The following is an 18,532-nucleotide window of genomic DNA, read 5'->3' as shown; positions in this document are numbered from 1 at the left end:
GGTGACAATCCATTCCCGGGTTGCGGAAATAGGCGGACGCCTTTCGTCGCCATGCCGGGCAGGACGAAGCATGGCACGGGTGCGGCACTTTTCCGGTGGCCGTGCCGGCGCTCTTAGAAGCGCTTCTAAGGCTGCAGCCGGTGCCGCTACTAGAAGGTTCTCTAAGGGGTGTCCGGTGAACTGGACTCGGCGGCCGGCGGTCTCAACAATGCGAGGGCCGGTCATGGCACCGGCAGAGCAGAGGAGAGGACGTTGCGCGCGATCCCCGAGACGGGTGCCACCCTCCGCGTGGTGTTGCTCGACCCGATCGACGACGAGGCTCTGGCGGCGCTCCGCGAACGGTACGACGTGGACGTGCGGATCGGCCTGCCCCGGGCCGACGTGCCGGCCGCGGTCCGGGACGCCGACGCGGTGATCCTGCGAAGTGGAGTCAACCTGACCGGCCCGGTGCTCGCCGGGGCCCGCCGCCTGAAGGTCATCGCCCGCGCCGGATCCGGCACCGACAACATCGACCTGGACGCGGCACAGGCGGCCGGCATCCAGGTGTTCAACGTGCCGGGCGGCTCGGCGAACGCGGTCGCGGAGCTCGTCTTCGGCCTGCTGCTGGCCCTCGCCCGGCACATCCCCCGGGCCGACCGCTACCTGCGGGACGGGCAGTGGCGCAAGTCGGAGCTGGGCGGTTGGGAGTTGCACGGCCGCACCCTGGGACTCGTCGGTCTCGGCGCCATCGGCTCCCGGGTGGCGAAGCTGGCCCGGGGCTTCTCGATGCGCACGATCGCCACCGTGGCGCGGATGGACGTCGAACGCCGGCAGCGGGAAGCGGAGCGGGGCATCACCCTGATGCCGCTGCCCGAGTTGCTGGCGGAAGCGGACGTGGTGTGCCTGGCCCTGCCACTGAACGACCGGAGCCGGGGTCTGATCGGCGCACCGGAACTGGCCCGGATGAGGCGTACCGCGGTGCTGGTCAACGTGTCCCGCGGTGGCGTGGTCGACGAGGACGCCCTGGTCGCCGCGCTGGCCGACGGCACCATCGCCGGCGCCGCGCTGGACGTGTTCAAGGCCGAGGGCGGCGCGACGAAACTCGCCACGCTGGAGAACGTGGTGGTCACCCCGCACCTGGGCGGGATGTCGCTGGACGCGCAGCGGGCGATCGGCCGTCTGGTGGTCGACAACCTGCGTATCGCGCTCGACGGTGGCGACGCCGCCAATCGGGTGTGCTGATGACCGCCGTACGCCCCGGCGAGCGGATGTCCGCGGCCGTGCTGACCGACGTTCGTCGCATCGAACACCTCGAGGTGCCGGTTCCCGACCCCGGCCCGGGCGAGCTGCTCGTACGAGTCGCCGCCTCCGGCATCTGCGGCTCCGACCTGGCCACCTACCGCGGCACCCACCCGTACAAGAAGGCGCCGATCATCCTCGGCCACGAGCTGGCCGGCACGGTCGTCCGCGTCGGCCCCGGCGTGACCGCGTTCCAGCCCGGTGACCTGGTCTGCGCCGCGGCCTTCTCGCCGTGCGAGGGGTGCGCGGCCTGCCGCCGCGACGAGCCGCACCTGTGCTCGGACCGCAGCAACCTGTCGCACGCGGGCTGGCAGGGCTCCTTCGCCGACTACGTGATCCTGCGCCAGAACTCGACGTTCCGGCTGCCTCCCGGGCTGGAGGCGGAGAAGGGCGCGCTGGTGGAGCCGCTGTCGATCGGGTTGCACGCGGTGCGGCTCGCCGGCACACCGGCACACCCTGGCGTCGCCGTGCTGGGCTCCGGATCGATCGGCATGTCCTGCCTGATCGCCGCCCGCGCGCTCGGCCTCGGGCCGGTGGTGTGCGTGGACCGGGGCGAGGCGAAGGGGCGGATCGCGAGCCGCCTCGGCGCCGCCGGATACGTCGACGCCGACCGGGAGAACCTCGTGCCGGCGCTGACCGAGCGGCTGGGCCACGAGCCGTACGTGACCGTCGTGGCGTCGGGCCATCCCGGCGTCCTGCGGGACGCCTGCGCCCTCACCCGGCCGGGCGGGACCGTGGTGGTGGTCAGCTATTTCGAGCGACCGCAGGAGATCGACCTCAACCCGTTCGTCTCCCGGGAGCTGACCGTCCGCTTCTCCGCCCTGTCCACACCCCGCGACTTCGGTGACGTGATCGGTTGGCTGGCGGACGGGACGGTCGACCCGGCGCCGCTGGTCACCCACCGCTTCACGCTGGCCGAGGCGGACGCGGCGATGCGGGCCCTCGACGGCAACGGCGGGCAGGTGGGCAAGGTGCTGCTTCGATCGACGACAGGAGAGCCGCGATGACCGGTTCGCGACTGACCGTGGCCGTTCTCGGCGCGAGCGGATACACCGGCGGCGAATTGTGCCGCCTGCTGCTCGGCCATCCCGATGTGGCGACGGTGATACCCGGTGCCCGCACCGCGGACGCGTTCGCGGAGATCCACCCGAACCTCGCCGCATCGGGCCTGGAGTTCCAGTCCCTCGAGGAGGTGCGGGAACGGGCCGCCGAGATCGACCTGGTGTTCTTCTGCACCCCGTCCGGCGAGGCGATGAACGGGGCCCGGCACTTCCTGGACCACGGGGCCCGGGTGATCGACGTGAGCGCCGATTTCCGCTTCGGTGACCTGGCGGCCTACGAGCGGACGTACGGCCGCCGGCACGCGGCTCCCGACCTCGCGGCGGAGGCGGTGTACGGGGTGACCGAGCTGAACCGTGAGAAGATCCGCGGCGCCCGCCTGGTGGCGAACCCCGGCTGCTACGCGATCACGGCGATCCTGGCCGCCGCCCCGCTGTTGCAGGCCGATCTCGTCGACCCGGGACGGCCGATCGCCGTACACGCCCTGAACGGCACGAGCGGGGCCGGCAGCAAGCCGCGGCGGGAGATCCTGCACGCCGAGATGGCCACCTCGCCGCTGGCGTACAGCCTGCAGGGGCACCGGCACGGGCCCGAGCTGGAGCAGTACTTCGGCCTGCTGGCCGGTACGCCGGTCGAGGTGGACATCAACACCACCCACGGCACCTTCGCCCGGGGCATTCACCTGCAGGCCAACCTGCGGACCCGGAGACCGTTCAGCCGGGACGAGCTGGTGGAGCGCTACGTCGAGTTCTACGGCGCCGGGCACGAGAAGGAACACTTCGTCCAGGTCGTCACGACGCCGCGCCGGGGCGAGCTCAACGACAAGGAGTACGGGCTGTATCCCAGCCTGGCCGCGGTGATCGGCTCGAACTACTGCCACCTCGGACTGGATCACGACCCGGTCCGCGACATCACCAAGGTGGTGGCGGTGACCGACAACCTGGTCAAGGGCGCGGCCGGATCAGCCATCCAGAACATGAACGTCATGGCGGGCCTGGCAGAGACCGCAGGGCTCACCGCCTATGCGCTCTGAATCCGCCCGGGCGCCCGGGGTGCCGTTGCTGGGTGACCGGCCGGTACGCCCGGGTGAACAGTGGATCTACTCCGCCGGCTTCAACGTCGACGAGACGCTGACCAGCACCGGACGCGTCGATGTCGAACTGGCCGACCTGGACCGGCTGCTGTCCGCCGGCGCGCGGGTCGCGATCCTGTCCCATCAGGGACGCCACCGGGACGGCACCGCGGGACACCTCGACCACGTCGCGTCCTATCTGGGCGATCGGCTCGGCCGGCCGGTCGCCTACCTGCCGGACAATGACTCGCCGCGCGCCGCGGCCGCGGCACGCGCGATGCCGGAGGGCACCGCCACGGTCTTCGGCAACACCAGGTGGCACGCGGGGGAGGAGAGCTGCGATCCCCGGCTGGCCCTGCGGTTCGCCGCGCTCGGCGACGCGGTCGCGGTGGGCGGGTTCTCCAAGGCCCACCGGTCGCACGCCTCCAACGTCGGCGTGTTGCGGCACCGGCCCGGGTGGTTGACCGACGGCGTGCTCGGTGAGATGTCACGCCTGACGCCCTGGGCGGACCCGGCCGGGTGCCGGTCCGTCGCCGTACTGGGTGGCACCAAACCGGAGAAGACCCTGGTGGGTCTCGTGGCGCTCAGCCGCCGCTACGACGTGGTGGTGCCCGGCGGCGTGGTGCTCAACACGATCCTCCGGGCACGCGGTGTCGAGGTGGGCGACTCCGACCTGGGCGAGCAACCGCAGCGGTGTCTGGAGGCGGCCCGCGGCGTGCTGCGCAGCGACACGGCCACGCTGGTGCTTCCCGAACGCGTCGTCGTGGCGCCGCGCGGTGACCGGGGATACGGACCGGGCGTGCCGGTCCCGGTCGACCGCGGCGTGCCGGCCGGGCACGCGATCGTCGACTTCGAGATCCCGGCCCGGTGGCGCGACACCCTCACCGGGTACGCCGCCGGCGGCGCGCGCTGCGTGGTCGCCGGGACACCGAGCCGTTATCTCGACGGCTTCCGGGACGGCTCCGACGCGGTCCTCGACATCGTCGGCCGGTCCGGAGCGGAAACCCTCCTGATGGGCGGCGACACGGTTCGGGAGCTGCCGTGGAACGGCCCCACCTCGACCGGGGGCGGCTCCGCACTGCACTATCTCGCCCACGGCACCACGCCGGTGCTCGACGAGCTCCGGACCGCCGCGACGTACGGGGACATCAGATGATCATCAACTTGGACCTGCCGACCAGGGTGGTCTTCGGCCGCGGCCGGCTTCCCGAACTCGGGCGGCGAACTCAGCCCTTCGGCACCTCGGCACTGCTCGTCTGCGGACGCGGGGCGGTACGCCGGCACGGCATCCTCGACGCCGCGCTGAAGAGCCTGGCCGATGCCGGGATCAGGGTGACCGTCTTCGACGGGGTGCTTCCCGAGCCCACGGCCGTCGAAGCCGATCAGGCCGTGGAGGCGGCGGTCCGGGCCGGCTGCGACGTCATCGTCGGCATCGGCGGCGGCAGCGCCATCGACACCGCGAAGGCGGTCTCGGCCGGCCTCCGGCTGGGTCCGGTCGGCCCGCTGGTCGGTCGGACGCTGGACCCGATACCCGACCCGGTGCCGGTGGTGGCCGTACCCACCACAGCCGGCAGCGGTGCGGAGATGACCCGCGGAGCCATACTCACCGACCCGCTCCGTGGCCTCAAGTCGGGCATCCGCGGCGACGACCTCTTCCCGCGTCTGGCGCTGGTCGATCCGCTGCTGGCCCGCTCGGTGCCGAGCGCGGTGGCCGCGGACACGGCCTTCGACGCCCTGGCCCACGCGGTGGAGGGATACGTGGCGCGCCGCTCCGACAACTTCACCCGGTGGTGCGCCGGCCGCGCGCTGGAGCTGCTGGGGCACCGGCGCGAGGGCGTGGTGCGGACGCCCGACGATCCGGCCGTCCGCGACGACCTGGCGTTCGCCGCCCTGCTGGGCGGCATCGTGGTCGCCAACGCCAGCACCTGCCTGCCGCACCGGCTGCAGCAGGCGTTGGGCGGACTCGGCGTGCCGATCTCGCACGGGCGGGGTCTCGCGGCGCTGTACCCGGCCTGGCTGCGCCACGCGCACCCGTATGCCGGCGGCCGGTTCGACGAGGTCGCTGCCCACCTCGGGGGCGCGGACGTGCACGAGGCGGTGGAGGACTTCCGGGCCGCCGTGGGCGCGAGCGGGGGCCTGCGGAAGTCCGGCATCGACCGCGGTCACGTCGACGCGATCCTGGCCGCGGTCTCCGGCAACCTCGACAACGATCCCATCCCGGAGATCGACCGGAACCTGCTGCGCACCCTGGTCGAGGAAGCGCTGTGACGATCGAGCCGCTGACGCTGGGCCAGTTGGCCATCTGGCGCGACATCGAAGGCCTGCCGCGGCCGCGGTGGCACGAGCCGAACCTCACCCAGGTGTGGCCGCTGCCGGCGGGGGTGTCTGCGGCTACCGTCCGGGACGCCCTGTGGGAGTTGCTCCGGCGGCACGAGTCGTTGCGGACGACGTACCGCCTGACGCCGACCGGCGAGTCGACGCAAGAGGTTCACGACGTCGACGGGGTCACGCTTCCACTCGACGTGGACCGGACGGGTGGGGACACCGCCACCCTGATCCGGCGGCATGGCCGGCGGGCGTTCCATCTCGGCCAGGAACCCGGGTGGCATGCCGTGCTGGCCGGTCAGGGCGACCCGGACCGGCTGGTGCTGAGCGCACACCACATCGTCACCGACGGCCTCGGCCTGCTGAGCCTCCGCGACGACCTGTACCGCGCGCTGCGGCACCCGTTGCCGGACGGCGGCTCGGGACCGGTGGAGCTGGCCCGCTACGAACACAGCCCGGCCGGCCGGCGGCGCAGCGACGCGGCCGCCGGGTACTGGGACGGGCAGCTCGAACGCTCCGCTCCGGCGCCGGCCGATCTGGCCGCGCCGCTGGTGGAGGCGACGCTGTCCTGCGCGGCTACGGCCGTCGCCGCACGCCGGCTGGCCGCCCGGAGCCGGACGTCGGTGGGGACCGTGCTGCTGGCGGCGTACTGCTCGGCGTTGGCGGCTACGGGGCGGGACAGCCGCACCATGGTCCGAATCATGTCGTCCAACCGGTTCGACGCCCGCCGGGAGCACGTCGTCACCTCCATGAACCAGTGGGTCTGGCTGCTCCTGGAGGACAGTGCGGAGCTGGACCTCGCGACCCTCCTCGACCGGGTCGGCGGGCGGACCATGCGGGCGTACCGGCACGGCGTCTACGACACGGACCGACTGCGCCGTCGGCTGACCGAGGCCGGTTTCACCCAGGGCCAGTACGACAGCAGTTGCTCGTTCAACTTCATCTCGGTCTCCCCGCTTCCGGCAGACGCGGTGGTCGCGGCTCCGCCGGACGACGGCCTGATGACCTGGGCGGCGGCGCCGTCGAGCGTGGGGCCCCGCTGGTACCTGCGAGCCATCGAAGATCGCCACGTTAGGATGATCCTGCGCATACCGGCCGGACCGGCAGCAGCCGCGACCGCCAGTGCGATCCTGCACGGGATACGCCAAAGGGTCATCGAAGCTGCTGGCCGTGATGAATGACCCCGGATCACTCCGGCTCGTCCCCTGGAGACGCGATGCCGTCCTTGAAAGACAATGAGCCGGCCGTGCGTACCGCGCGGCGTGCGCCGCGCGGTGGTGAACTCTGGCGCCATCCGGACTTCCTGAAGCTCTGGCTGGGACAGTCGGTCTCGCTGGTGGGCACGTTCGCCACCCAGCTCGTTTTTCCGCTGGTCGCGGTGACCTACCTGGCGGCCAGCAGCGCGGAGCTCGGTGTCATCTCGGCGCTGCAGTTCCTGCCGGTGCTCATCCTGACGCCGTTCGCGGGGTACTGGGTGGACAGCTTCCCGCGGCGCGGTCTGCTGATCGCCACGAACCTGGCCCGGATCGGCGTGCTCGCCGCTGCGATCGCGCTGCTGCAGGCCGGGCACCTGCAGGTCTGGAGCTGGTGCGTCGTGGTCTTCGCGATGGGCACGTTCACCTCGGTGTTCGACGTGGCGTGGCACTCCTACCTGCCGTCGGTGCTGGAGCGCCGGCATCTGGTCGAGGGAAACACGAAGATGCAGGCGTCCTACTCGATCGCGCAGGTGTCCGGGTCCGGGCTGGGCGGCCTGCTGCTGAAGGTGATGTCCCCGGCGGCGGCGCTCGCGCTCGACCTGGCCAGCTACGCGCTCGCCACGGTGTCGCTGGCGCTGATCCGGCGTCGTGAGGAGCCGCGCGGCGCGCACAGCGAGGCGGCGGAGTCGTTCCGGTACCGCTTCACGCACGGCTTCCGGCTGCTCTGGCGAGACCGGCTGCTGCGGACCCTGATGATCGAGGGCAGCTGGTTCAACTTCTGCGAGCAGGCACTGCTCACGCTCTTCGTGATCTTCGCCGTGCGTACGCTGGGTTTCGAGACCTGGCAGGTCGGTCTCTGCATCGCGCTCGGTGGCGCCGGCGCGGTGGCCGGGTCCTTCGTGGCCAGGCGGCTCGGCGAACGGTGGGGCATCGCCCGCACCCTGATCATCGGGATGGGGGTGGCCTCCTTCGGTCCGGTCCTGATCCCGCTCGCCCAGGGGCGCGGGCCGGTGTCCATGGCACTGATCGTGATCTCCTTCGCCCTCTACGGCGTCGGGCTTTCCGTCTTCAACGTCTTCAACGTCAGTCAGCGGCAGGCCCGCACCGACCCTTCGGCGCTCGGCCGGGTCACCGCCGCGTTCCGCATGGTGGCGCTCGGCGCCCTGCCGGTGGGAGCTTTCGTGGGTGGCATGGCCGGTGAGTGGCTGGGCCTGCGCACCGGCGTCGTCGTGATCGCCGCCGCGTTGATCGTGGGTTGGGTCCTGTTCGCCGCCGCCGTACGCGCGATCCCGGCGTCGGAGCGCGCCGCCTGACCGGGTGGCTGCCGTTCGCCGCCGTCCTGGTGGCCGGTGCCCTGCACGCGGCCTGGAACGCGCTGGCGAAGGCGAACTCCGATCCCTACTCCGGGCTCGCGCTCATCGGCGCCGGTCAGGCCGCCATCGGCCTGCTGTGTCTCGGCTTCGTCGGCGTGCCGGCGCCGGCGTCGTGGCCGTGGCTCGGCGCCTCCATCGTCGCCCACGTCGTCTACCTGTCGCTGCTCGCCGCGTCCTACCGCGTCGGCGACTTTTCGCAGATGTATCCGCTGGCCCGGGGGAGCGCCGTGTTGTTCAGCGGCTTCGTCGCGATCGCGGTGCTCGGCGAGCGGTTCAGCGGGCGGCAGCTGCTCGGGCTCGCATCCGTCGCGGTGGGCCTGCTCGCGCTGGCGGTGCCCGCGGGACGGGCCGGGTCGCGTGGGCCCTGGACGGCTCTGACGACCGGCATCTCGATCGCGGCGTACACGATCCTGGACGGCATCGGGGTACGCCAGGCGGGCGACCCGCTGGCGTACGCGGCCTGGCTCTTCGCCGGGCTGGGGCCGGTGGTGATCGGGTGGGCGCTGCTGCTGGGCGGGCGGCGGCTGCGCGCCGCAGTCGCCGAGCAGTGGCGTACCGGGCTGGGCGCCGGCGTCATCTCCACGATCAGCTACGGCGTGGTCATCCTGGCGCAGTCGGTCGCGCCGCTCGCCGCCGTCGCCGCGTTGCGCGAGACCGGGGTCGTGGTGAGCCTGCTTCTCGGAGTCGTCGTCTTCAAGGAACGCGTGACCGGCGGGCGGATCGCGGCGGCCTGCACGGTGGTCGCCGGCATCGTGATCTTCCAGCTCGCCGGATGACGCGACGGGGTTCAAGCCGCCCGCGACGGGGTCAAGCCGCCATCGGCGATCGCCTGCTGCTGGGCCGCGCCAGCACGTGCCGGACGAGGTTCGGCAACCGGAACTGGCCGAATTCGCCGTCGGCGCGCTCCACCGGCCGGATCAGACCGCGCTGGAGCAGGCCGTTGACGATCGCGGTGGTCCGGGGCATCGTGTCGCCGACCTCGCGCGCCGCGATGCCGAGAGACCACGGCTCCGGCAGGTGGGCGAGCCGGTGGAGCATGTCCCCGTGGGTATCGGCAAGGCCGTCGATCGAGGCGGTGAGCGCGGCGACGAGGTCGTGGCGGCGGTCGCCGAGGTCATCGGTGATCGTCTCCGTGAGCATGAGCGGCGTGCGCCGCGCGAGCTCGATCAACCGTCGTGATTCGTAGAGGGGAAGCCAGGAAGCCGCCGCCAGCAGCGCGCGCGGAAGCCCGTCGAGCGCGTGGGCGATGTGCGCCACCGCGATGACCGTGGAGTCGGTCACCGGGTCGTCCGGCCGCAGGCGGTGCAGGTGGGCCAGGAGAAGCCGCACCGCCGGGTACTCCGTCAGCCGGTCGACCTCCGTGCCCTCGATCTGCTCCGGCGCGGCCAGCGGCGAGATCGGTAGCTCATGACTCGTTCGATGCCGGGACGGTTCCCGGTCACAGGTGAGCAACCGCAGGTTCGGGCAGAGATCCAGGGTGCGGGCGATGGCCGCCGGAAGAATGCGCAGCTGTTGGAGGTTGTCCACGACGAGCAGGGCGGGGGAATTGCCGAGCAGCTCGGTCAGCTGGCCCACCGCCTGGTTCTTCAGGAGTTCACGGACCTGTGTGGAGAGGTGCGGCTCCTCCTCGCTCACCCAGACGACCGGCCCTCGGGTGCCGGCGTGAAAGTCCTGCGCCACCGCCTGCGCCACTCGTGTCTTGCCGACACCGACGAGGCCGCTCAAGGAGATCCACCGTGCGTCGCCGGACCGCAGCAGCTTTCCGGCCAGCCGTACGGTGCGTTCACGCCCGATGATCGGGTCCGGGTGCCGGGGGAGCGAGGTGACGGGAGGGGCGGTGCTCAAGGTGGCGAGCCGGCCGAGGTCGTGCGGGTTCGCCGCGGCCAGGAAGTCGGCACGCGAACTGCCGGTCAGTTGGAGGGCGTCGGCCAGCAGCAGAACGGTCTGTTTGCGCGGGACCAAGGCGCGTCCGGACTCCAGATTTCGAATGCTCCGCGCGCTGACCGTCGACGTCTCCGACAATTCTCCCTGGGTTAGGTTCTGTTTGTTCCTCAGTGCTCTGAGTAATTGCCCGAAAGGTGGTCTGACGTCGGCGATCATCGTTTCCCCGTTTGGTCCCTGACGCTTTTCAGGTAATGTGTTCCGCGCCACCGCTGTTCGGAATGGGGCTCTGTCGAACAACCAGTGCCAATTCGACTCGACCGTTTTTTTCATTTCGCAAGCGATTTACGTTGGCGATGTTAGGGTCTTCGATCGGCGACCGTCAAGGGCCGGTGACATTGCCGGCCCGGTGAGCGCGGGATTCTAGAAGGTGTTTTAGATGTGGGTTCGGCGGCTTGCCGGTCGCGCCCCGCGCCCTCAGGGCAGTGCCAGGACGCTCGGGACGATCCCGGGTGCCGCAGCTCGCAGCAGGCCGTGCCCGATACCCGAAGCGCCCAGGAGCAGACCCGGCGTCCACACCCCGCCGGGCACGGCAGTGACGATGCGGCCGGACGTCACGCGATCGGCCGCCCGCGACAGCCATCGGTCGGCGGCCTCCGTCCACCGCGCCTCACCGAGGACTGCCCCCGCCGTGGAGAACAGCTCCGCCCGTCCCAGGCCGCCCTGACCCAGCGAATCATCCGCGACGCCGCCGGAAGCGTGAGCGGTCGCTCGGCGGAGGATCGCCTGAAGGAGCTCCGCCGCCGGCGCCAGGACCCGGAGGGACGCCACCGCCGCGACGGCCACCCCCGCTCCCACCGCGTCGGTGCGCCACGCGGCCGCGTCGTGCCGCGCACCGGACAGCACGGACAGTGCCTGGATCGACGGTTCCCGGTCTTCTTCGCGGCCCGTCACCTCGGCCACCTGGGCAAGGGCGTACGCCAGGCCGGCCGCCACGCACGGCCGCCCCATGGGCGACTGTTCACCGTCCGGGGCGTGGCGGGCGAGGGCGGCGGTCAGCTGAGCGGCCGCGGCTGTCATGATCTCGGCGGTGACCGGTCCTGGGCGGACTCGGTGCAGCCGGGCACTCGTCAGGGCCGCGCCGGCGATCCCGTCGAGGAGGTCGAGGCGCCGGCAGGTGGCGAGGTTCGCCGCGACGGCGGCGGCGAGCTCCTGCGCCCGATCCAGCAACGCTGGCGCGGCCCACAGCTCCGCGAGCCGGAGCAGCAGGTTCATCAGCCCGCCGAGATCCTGGTAGGCGCCGACGGACAGGCACCGCAGCTCGTGGACCGACGGTATCCGCCCCGGGCCGACGAGCCCTTCCACCGCCTCCTCAGCCAGCTCCCGGTAGCGGGCCACGCCGCTGACGGCCCCCAGCTCGGCCAGGAACAGGATGATCCCGCTGACGCCGGAGTGAAGACCGAGCGAAGCCGCTGTCACGGCCCAGCGCCGTGGTTCGACGCGGTCGAGGGACAGCCACTCGATGCTGCCGTCCGCCGGGTCGCGCAGCGCGGTGGCGATCAACCGGTCGCCGATCCGGCACGCCGCCGCGAGCGCCCGAGCGGGATCCGGCCGGTGCGACGTCAGGGCCGGTACGGTTCGCCGGGGCGGGGACAGGAGGGTGCAGAGGGAGGCCCGGAGGAGCCAGGTCTGCTGGTGCAGATCCGGCTCGGAGAAGGCGGCGAGCCGCGACAGTACCGCGGCCAGGCCACTGCGGGCCCGGAAGTCCGCCACCACGAGGCCGCCGTCGTCGTAGAGGTTCCTGCTGCCGCAGGTCGTGTGGAAGGCCGGTATGTCGCGGCGGTCGATCTGGCGTAGCTCGCTGGCGAGGATCTCGTCCGAGCCGCGGTGCGGGCGGTTGCCGGTGCCCAGCCGCCGCAGGAACAGGTCCCGGTCGAAGGCGTCGCGGAGCAGATCGGGGTGCCACGAGCGATCCAGGAGACCCACGTAGAAGCGGGTGTTGCGCAGGACCACCCGTACGTCGGCGCCTTCGAACGCGGCGAGGGGGCCGTCCCGGTGCGACAGCGCGGTGCGGTGGCGCCGGAGAAGCCGATAGGTGCTCCGGAAGCCGGCCAGCACCGCGTCGACCAGGACCGGCGGCTCCCCGGCCACGCCCAGCAGTTCAGGACGGTTGCGGGAGGGCTCGGCCGGTTCCGGCCCGCGGGTGATGCGCATCCGGTCACCGCCGGCGTCGACGAGGCACACCGTCGGGTGGATCGCCAGGTCGCCGCGATTCACGCCGCCCGCCAGTGCTCCGGTGCCCAGCGGGCGGCGCTCGCCCGGCGCCGCCTCGGTGATGACCCTGGGCAGGACCTGGGTGGTGAGCACACCTTCGGCGAGCGCCTGGCCGGCGACGCTCCGTTCCACCGGGACGCCGTCCGGTGGATGCGGCTCGGCGTGGAACAGGGCTTCCACGTCGATGTACGCGGGATGCTCGCCCTCCGCGATGACGTTCCAGGCGTGCATGTCGTAGCCCCGGAGGAGATGGATCAGCGCCAGGTGGGCGCCCTGTCGCCGGTAGAAACGCTCGAGCTGCGCCCGGTCCCGGCACGGAGCGGGGTCGACGTGCCGGCACCACCCGTACTTGCCGCGGTCGATCACCTCCACCGGGCGTAGCGGGGGCCGCAGGCCGCGCTCGTTCAACCAGTCGATCAAGTTGTTGACGTGCCGGTCGACCGCGAGGCTGCGCGGTTTGTACACGACCTTGGAGCCGTCTTCATACGTCACGAGGGCCACGGAGCGCCCGCCGCGGTGCGCGTCGCCCGCCCCGAACCGGATGTCCCGTACCGCAGCCAGCCCGCCGGCCGGCGCTCCGAAGGCCGCGTGCAGCCTTGCGGCGTCGGCCGTCAGCCGCTGAGCTAGCTCGACCCGGGCGTCGATCCAGGAGCGAGCCCAGAACACCAGTTCCCGGGCGAGGACCGGATAGTCCGCCAGCAGGTCCAGGCCGCGTACCGGATCGCTCAGCTCCGTGATGAAGGAGGCGAAGCGTTCGCGCGACGTCGTGCCGGAGGCTCGTCCCCGCAACCGGGCCACGTGGAACTCCAGGACGAGGACCTGCTTGATCATGGACAGGACCCGATCCCGGTCCGGGGCCAGGACCGGGTGCTCGTCGGTGAGCTGCCGCGGATCGTCGAACAGTTTCTCCACCACGTCCCGAGCCTGCTGCCTCGCCCACGTGAGCAGCGGCTCCACCCAGGCGAGCAGTGCATGGTCGGGCGGGCCGTCGACGGACGCCGTGGTCGTTACCGGCGGGGCGGCGAACCGTTGCCAAGCCTCGGCGATGGTGGCCAGCCACTCCGGGGGATCCGGCAGGCGCCGGCGGAGGGCCGGGGCCGATTCGCCGGCCAGGGCGACCAGATCGTCGAAGGTCTCGATCGTGTCCTCGGGCAGCCCGGTGAGTCCCCGGACGATCCTGCCCTCGCGCCACAGCCGTAACCGGAGACGTCCCCGGTCGAGTTCGGCCGCATCGAGGACAGGCCGGGTGGCTCTCCGGTCTCGGGTGGCGATCCCGCGCCACCATCGGACGTCACCCCGAAGGTCGTCGAGCACCTTTCTCCTCCCCTGAGGCGGCGCGCCCGTTCAGTCGTCGGGCAGCTCGTCCACCTCGGGCACCCCCACCGGGCTGGGCGGAAGGTCCCGGCGTTCGTCCTCGGTCAGCTGGGCTCGGTAGACCGAATCACGCCAGGCTCGGATGATCTGCTCCGTGGGCTGCACCTTGTCTGCTCCTGGTGGAGGTGGAACGACCGTGAGTGCCGGCACAGCGGGTGTGCCGGTGCGGCCTCTGCCCACACCGGCACACCCGGTCCTTTCGGGACGTCCCCGATCAGAGAACGCTGGTCTCCTTGAGGACGCTGGTCTCGGCCAGGACGCTGGTCTCGTTCAGGACGCTGGTCTCACGGTGGACGCTCGTCTCCTTGAGCACGCTGGTCTCCGTGAGGACGCTGGTCTCGCGGGAGCCGGCCGCCGTGGCGCGCGCGACGTACTTCTTCATGATGGTGACCTCCTGTCACAGGGGCTTCGGTGATCGCCGCGGTTGCCTCGTCCGGCAATCGCAGTCGATCACTGACGTTCTAGCCCCCGATTCTGTCGTCGTCAATACGAAAAAGGAAGCAAGGCGATTCTTGTAGGAATTCCTGCCGCATCGCTACCGCCGCGGACACGCGCTACTTCGCCGGGCTCCGAGAAGTGCCGGAGCGGAAGTTGCAGGTTCCGGTGATCTGCCGCCGAGATTCCTCGTGGACATTTACCGACTGGCATATGATCTTTGCATCTTCCGAGCGGGAGTGGTCTTCGGGGAAGCGCGATATGGCGTGGGTCGTGAATTTCCGTCGAGGAGCGCGACAGATGGGCAATCGAATGCGTGTTGATGCTCTCACCGTGCGGTCGGCCCGATTCCGCCGGGCCGATGACCAGTCGATGTCGCGGGCCTGGCAGTGGATGACCGACCTGCGGCCGGCGTCGCCGCCGGTGGCCGCACCCCAGTACGCCCGAGAAGTGCGCGACGCGATCCGGGTGGTGGAACCGGCCGTCTTCCGCGAAGCGGGATTGAAGCGCTGCGTTCCCTCCGCCGGTGCCATCTTCCCGTACGACCTGGCCCTGCTGCTGCGTGGCCCGGCGGTGGGGGAGCCGAGGCTCTTCCACCTCGATCTCCTGCGCCGTGCGGCCGTTCTGCTTCCGGGCAGCGGGGCGCGGGTGGCACGCCTGCTCCCGTGGGACCAGGTGGCGGGTGCGCCGGTCGCCGCGGACGTCCTCGTGCTGTCCCGGCCCTGGCTCTCCATGCGCAAGTACGGACCACGCGGCTATCTGTACGCCCAGCTCGACGCCGGGCACGTCGCCACGAACCTCTTGGGCACCGCGCTCGAGGAGGGCGAGGCCGAACTGCGCCTGCGTGCGCCTCGTGACGCGATCGGTGAGGTGCTGACGCCGGTGCTCCCGTACCGAGAGTTGCATTCGGTCATCTCGATCAGCGGCCCGCGGACGCGGAGTGCCGAACGCCCGTGGTCGACGTTCCATCGCCCGCTCGATGCCGTGGACGAGCAGCGCGAGATGGAACGGCACTGCTGGACCGGCATACCCCGGGAGCTCGTGCGCGGTACCGGCGCTCCCGCACCGGTGGCGGCCGGACGGCTGATCGAGCCGGCGGTGCCCGGGCCGTTCCGGCCGATCCAGGCGGGCGCCTGGCGGGAGCTGGCACGCCGCCGCCGTTCCTGCAAGGACTTCTCTGAGAAGCCCCCCTCCGCCGAATCCGTGTCCGGGACGTTCAGCGTGCTGAGCACCGCGTTGCCGACGGATCTGCCACCGCACGCCGGGCCGGCCGGGATGACCCTCGTTGTCGCGCCGGGCCCGTTCGCCGAGTCCTGCCGGAAGATCTTGGCACCGTACGGCGTCCGGCTGGCCGTCACCGACCAGCTCACCGAGAGGAGCACGGTCACCCGGGCCTGCATGGGGCAGCAGCACCTCAGCGCTGCCCATGCCTTCCTGCTGTGCCACGTCGATCGCCGGCAGATGCTGGCGGACGACGACGGGCAGAAGATGCGGGACGCGGTGTACCGCGCGGCGGCGATCGCCCACCTGCTGTACCTCGGCGCGGCCGGCAGTGGCGCCGCGGTCACCGCGGTGGGTGGCCACAGCGTTCCGGACTGGCGGCGGCTCGCCGGGCTCACCGGTGAGGAAGAGGTGCTGTACCTGCTGGCGCTCGGCCGGGACAGATCCGAGTCCCCGAAGTACGACCGCACGGAACTCGCCTATGCCCACGGCGAATAGGGCGGGACCGGTCAGGAAGGACGCCTCCATGGGTGTGCTGCGTGAAGTGATCGACGAACAGATCGCATGCCATCGGGGTCGGCTCGCGGTGGGGGATTCGCGCGGCGCTCTCACGTACGCGGAGCTCGGCGCCGCAGCCGACGAGTTCGCCGCCGGTCTCGTCCGGGCCTGGCGTAGCCACGCCACCGCGCGGCCCGGCAGCGGCCCACCCAGGGTGATGATCTGCGCCGGCAACTCGAAGTGGTACGTGACCGCGTACCTGGGCTGCCTCCGGGCCGGCGCGGTGCCGTTCCTGCTCGACCCGCTGCTCACCTCCCACGAAGTCGCCGCCATCGCTGCGTCGTGCGGCAGCACCCTCCTGATGCACGACCGCCCGCGGGACATCGAAGGCGCCCGGCTGCTCCATCATTCCGGAGCCCTGAGCATCACCGCCCTTCCATCGGGTAGCGACCTGCCTCCGCCGCCCCTGCACCCGGACACCGAGGTCTGCCGGTTCACCTCCGGATCGACCGGCGTGCCGAACTGCATCGAGTTCTCCGGGAACGCGGTGCTCAGCGCCGCGCGGGCCTGGAACGCCGCGTCGGGAACCGCCTCCGACGACCGCATCCTGTGCTTCGCGGGCCTGTTCAACGGGCTGGCCTTCAACACCTCCCTGCTGCCGGCGCTGCTGGCCGGCGCCTCGCTCTGGCTGCCGGCCGGCCTGCCGAGCGCCGGGCAGGTCGCCCGCTTCCTGCGGGAACTGAGGCCGACGCGGCTGACGGGATTTCCGGCGCTCTACGAATCGTTGCTGCGGCGCGACGCCGATCTCCCGGAGATGGCCGGCCTGCGGGTGGCGCTCTCCTCGGCGGCGCCGCTGTCGGCGGAGGTCAGGGCGGCCGTGCGCGCCCGGTATGGCTTGGCCGTCTGCAACTACTACGGGATCGCGGAGACCGGTCCCCTCACGTTCGACCCCGAACCCGCCGCCGACGAGGGCCTGGGTCGTCCGCTGCCCGGGGTGCGGATCGTCGTCGCCGACCCGGCCGGCGGTGGTGACGGGCCGGGCGAACTGCTGGTGAGCAGCAGCTCGATGGGAACCCGGTACCTCAATGTGCCCGGCGGTCTGGAACGCCGTGTCGGCGACGACGGGCTCTACCGCACCGACGACGTCGGCCAGTTCCGTGCCGGGCGCCTGTTCCTCCTGGGCCGTGGCGGCAAGGGAATCAACATCGGCGGCCGGAAGATCGACCCGGCCGAGGTCCGTTCCGTGCTGGAGTCGGCGCCGGGCGTGGCGGCGGCGGTGGTCTTCACCGTGGACCGGGCGGAGACGGGCCCGATGCTGGTCGCCGCGGTGACCGGTCCGGTGGCTGACCGAGCCGAAGGGCTACGTGCCCACTGCAGGACCAGGCTCGCGCCGTACAAAGTTCCGGAGCGCTTCCTGGTGCTGCCCAGCCTGCCGCTGACGAGTCTCGGCAAACCCCGCATGAGCGTGCTCCGTGCCCTGGCACTGGAGCACCGCGAGCGCCACGCGTCCCAACCCGGTCCAGGTACCGGTGACCTTCAGCCCAGGTAGGAGGAGAAGCGATATGAATGGCAGCAACCTGCTCGACCGTATCGTCACGATCGTTGTCGCCGCGAGCGACGGTACGGTGGCCGGTCCGGACCTTCTCGCCGGTGACGTCTCGTTGGCCGATGCCGGCCTGACCTCGCTGGCGTACCTGCGTCTCATCGACTCCATCGAGACGGAGTTCGGCGTGTACCTGGACCTCGAGGAGGCGGGCGACCAGCTCGGCACGGTGCGCGGGATCGCCGCCTACGTGGCTGCGGAGAGCATGGCAGATGCGTGAGGGTCCGCTCCGGCTGGGAATCGTCGGGGCGACCGGCAGGCTGGGATCACGGATCCTGACCGCGAGCGAAGGGTGCGGCGTGCCGGTCCCGTTCGCGGTGCACCGCGGGTCGTGGCCGGAGCCGGCCGGAGTCACCGTGGTGATCGACGCCAGCCGGGGCGCGGTGCTGCCCCGGACGGTGGCGCTGTGCCGGCGGGACGGCGCGGCGCTGGTGGTCTGCGCCTCGGACCTGCCGGCCGAGGCGACCGAGTTGCTGACCGGCCTGGCCGAGGAGGTCGCCGTCGTCCGTGCGGTCAACCTTTCGGTGGGGCACTGGCTGCAGAGCCACCTGCTCCGGATCGCCGGCCGGATCTCCCACCGGCTGCCTGAGCGGCCCCTGGTGAGCGTGCTGGAACGGCACACGCCGGCCAAAGCCGATCGTCCGTCCGCGACGGCGCAGGCCCTCGCCCGTCACTGGACCGCGGCGACGGACGTGCCCGTGGACGACGTGGCGTCCTACCGGGCGGGGCATCCCGTGAGCCAGCACCGGGTGGATCTCACCCTCGAGTACGAAGCGCTCGTGCTCGAGCACGAGGTCCGCGACCTGGGGGCCGCGGCGTTCGGGGCCCTCCTGGCGGCGAAGTGGGCGCACCAGGCGCCGCCGGGACTGGTCACCATCAGCGAGTTGTTCGACCGCATCTTCTGCGAGCCGGACGCGCATCTCACCCCTGGAGTGTGATGGAA

16 protein-coding genes are annotated in these 18,532 nt (G+C 71.7%); 12 read left to right on the top strand and 4 right to left on the bottom strand.

The genetic code is table 11. The annotated features are described in order from the left end of the window. The first annotated feature begins 252 nt into the window (after positions 1–252). The 8 genes from AC5L3Z_RS04650 to AC5L3Z_RS04615 all read left to right on the top strand — a co-directional run bounded on the left by AC5L3Z_RS04650 (position 253) and on the right by AC5L3Z_RS04615 (position 9,079). A complete protein-coding gene (locus AC5L3Z_RS04650) occupies positions 253–1,221 on the top strand; it encodes a hydroxyacid dehydrogenase (RefSeq protein WP_494839779.1) in 969 nt (322 codons plus the stop codon). Further along, positions 1,221–2,285, top strand: a complete 1,065-nt coding sequence (locus tag AC5L3Z_RS04645) for a zinc-dependent alcohol dehydrogenase (RefSeq protein WP_494839778.1) — start codon at positions 1,221–1,223, stop codon at positions 2,283–2,285. The genes AC5L3Z_RS04650 and AC5L3Z_RS04645 overlap by 1 nt, the downstream gene beginning before the upstream one ends. Beyond that, positions 2,282–3,370 carry an N-acetyl-gamma-glutamyl-phosphate reductase gene (argC, locus tag AC5L3Z_RS04640; protein WP_494839776.1) on the top strand — a complete coding sequence of 363 codons (1,089 nt, stop codon included), beginning with the start codon at positions 2,282–2,284 and terminating at the stop codon, positions 3,368–3,370. Before AC5L3Z_RS04645 ends, argC begins: the two co-directional genes overlap by 4 nt. Next, positions 3,360–4,565 (top strand): phosphoglycerate kinase, encoded by a 1,206-nt coding sequence (gene pgk, locus AC5L3Z_RS04635; protein WP_494839774.1) that lies wholly within the window; start codon positions 3,360–3,362, stop codon positions 4,563–4,565. Before argC ends, pgk begins: the two co-directional genes overlap by 11 nt. Then, positions 4,562–5,677 (top strand): iron-containing alcohol dehydrogenase, encoded by a 1,116-nt coding sequence (locus AC5L3Z_RS04630; RefSeq protein WP_494839773.1) that lies wholly within the window; start codon positions 4,562–4,564, stop codon positions 5,675–5,677. The genes pgk and AC5L3Z_RS04630 overlap by 4 nt, the downstream gene beginning before the upstream one ends. Next, the gene (locus tag AC5L3Z_RS04625) at positions 5,674–6,915 is read left to right on the top strand and encodes a condensation domain-containing protein (RefSeq protein WP_494839771.1); all 1,242 of its coding nucleotides are present in this window, start codon (positions 5,674–5,676) and stop codon (positions 6,913–6,915) included. The genes AC5L3Z_RS04630 and AC5L3Z_RS04625 overlap by 4 nt, the downstream gene beginning before the upstream one ends. A gap of 65 nt (positions 6,916–6,980) precedes the next feature. Then, complete coding sequence (locus AC5L3Z_RS04620; protein ID WP_494839769.1) at positions 6,981–8,243, top strand: MFS transporter; 1,263 nt, start codon at positions 6,981–6,983, stop codon at positions 8,241–8,243. After that, the gene (locus AC5L3Z_RS04615) at positions 8,186–9,079 is read left to right on the top strand and encodes an EamA family transporter (protein WP_494839767.1); all 894 of its coding nucleotides are present in this window, start codon (positions 8,186–8,188) and stop codon (positions 9,077–9,079) included. The genes AC5L3Z_RS04620 and AC5L3Z_RS04615 overlap by 58 nt, the downstream gene beginning before the upstream one ends. Positions 9,080–9,110: 31 nt before the next feature. On the opposite strand, the gene AC5L3Z_RS04610 is transcribed toward AC5L3Z_RS04615, so the two are convergent. The 4 genes from AC5L3Z_RS04610 to AC5L3Z_RS04595 form a co-directional block, all read right to left on the bottom strand. Continuing rightward, the gene (locus AC5L3Z_RS04610) at positions 9,111–10,403 is read right to left on the bottom strand and encodes a helix-turn-helix domain-containing protein (RefSeq protein WP_494839765.1); all 1,293 of its coding nucleotides are present in this window, start codon (positions 10,401–10,403) and stop codon (positions 9,111–9,113) included. 258 nt (positions 10,404–10,661) lie between these two features. Beyond that, positions 10,662–13,772: a type 2 lanthipeptide synthetase LanM gene (gene lanM, locus AC5L3Z_RS04605; protein ID WP_494839763.1), complete on the bottom strand. Its 3,111-nt coding sequence runs from the start codon at positions 13,770–13,772 to the stop codon at positions 10,662–10,664. Positions 13,773–13,802: 30 nt separating this feature from the next. Continuing rightward, positions 13,803–13,937, bottom strand: a complete 135-nt coding sequence (locus AC5L3Z_RS04600; RefSeq protein WP_494839761.1) for a mersacidin/lichenicidin family type 2 lantibiotic — start codon at positions 13,935–13,937, stop codon at positions 13,803–13,805. A gap of 109 nt (positions 13,938–14,046) precedes the next feature. Further along, on the bottom strand, positions 14,047–14,214 hold the full coding sequence (locus AC5L3Z_RS04595; RefSeq protein ID WP_494839759.1) for a hypothetical protein: 168 nt from the start codon (positions 14,212–14,214) through the stop codon (positions 14,047–14,049). Between the two features lie 194 nt (positions 14,215–14,408). On the opposite strand from AC5L3Z_RS04595, the gene AC5L3Z_RS04590 reads away from it, so the two are divergent. The 4 genes from AC5L3Z_RS04590 to AC5L3Z_RS04575 all read left to right on the top strand — a co-directional run bounded on the left by AC5L3Z_RS04590 (position 14,409) and on the right by AC5L3Z_RS04575 (position 18,527). Continuing rightward, entirely contained in the window at positions 14,409–15,986 is a 1,578-nt protein-coding gene (locus AC5L3Z_RS04590) for a nitroreductase family protein (protein ID WP_494839758.1), read from the top strand. Positions 15,987–16,014: 28 nt separating this feature from the next. Continuing rightward, the gene (locus AC5L3Z_RS04585; RefSeq protein ID WP_494839756.1) at positions 16,015–17,535 is read left to right on the top strand and encodes a class I adenylate-forming enzyme family protein; all 1,521 of its coding nucleotides are present in this window, start codon (positions 16,015–16,017) and stop codon (positions 17,533–17,535) included. 13 nt (positions 17,536–17,548) lie between these two features. Then, the gene (locus tag AC5L3Z_RS04580) at positions 17,549–17,809 is read left to right on the top strand and encodes an acyl carrier protein (RefSeq protein ID WP_494839754.1); all 261 of its coding nucleotides are present in this window, start codon (positions 17,549–17,551) and stop codon (positions 17,807–17,809) included. 79 nt (positions 17,810–17,888) lie between these two features. Continuing rightward, positions 17,889–18,527 (top strand): dihydrodipicolinate reductase C-terminal domain-containing protein, encoded by a 639-nt coding sequence (locus tag AC5L3Z_RS04575; protein ID WP_494839752.1) that lies wholly within the window; start codon positions 17,889–17,891, stop codon positions 18,525–18,527. Positions 18,528–18,532 lie beyond the last annotated feature (5 nt).

The sequence above is a fragment of the Micromonospora sp. LZ37 genome, from assembly GCF_059359015.1.
The sequence above is the reverse complement of the archived record's forward strand: the minus strand, read 5'-3'. Positions and strand labels throughout refer to the sequence as shown.

Coding starts and splice junctions, on each gene's coding strand:
- AC5L3Z_RS04580 (WP_494839754.1), top strand. CDS start 17,549: ATGAATGGCAGCAACCTGCTCGACCGTATCGTCACGATCGTTGTCGCC.
- pgk (WP_494839774.1), top strand. CDS start 3,360: ATGCGCTCTGAATCCGCCCGGGCGCCCGGGGTGCCGTTGCTGGGTGAC.
- AC5L3Z_RS04595 (WP_494839759.1), bottom strand. CDS start 14,214: ATGAAGAAGTACGTCGCGCGCGCCACGGCGGCCGGCTCCCGCGAGACC.
- AC5L3Z_RS04630 (WP_494839773.1), top strand. CDS start 4,562: ATGATCATCAACTTGGACCTGCCGACCAGGGTGGTCTTCGGCCGCGGC.
- argC (WP_494839776.1), top strand. CDS start 2,282: ATGACCGGTTCGCGACTGACCGTGGCCGTTCTCGGCGCGAGCGGATAC.
- AC5L3Z_RS04585 (WP_494839756.1), top strand. CDS start 16,015: ATGGGTGTGCTGCGTGAAGTGATCGACGAACAGATCGCATGCCATCGG.
- AC5L3Z_RS04645 (WP_494839778.1), top strand. CDS start 1,221: ATGACCGCCGTACGCCCCGGCGAGCGGATGTCCGCGGCCGTGCTGACC.
- AC5L3Z_RS04610 (WP_494839765.1), bottom strand. CDS start 10,403: ATGATCGCCGACGTCAGACCACCTTTCGGGCAATTACTCAGAGCACTG.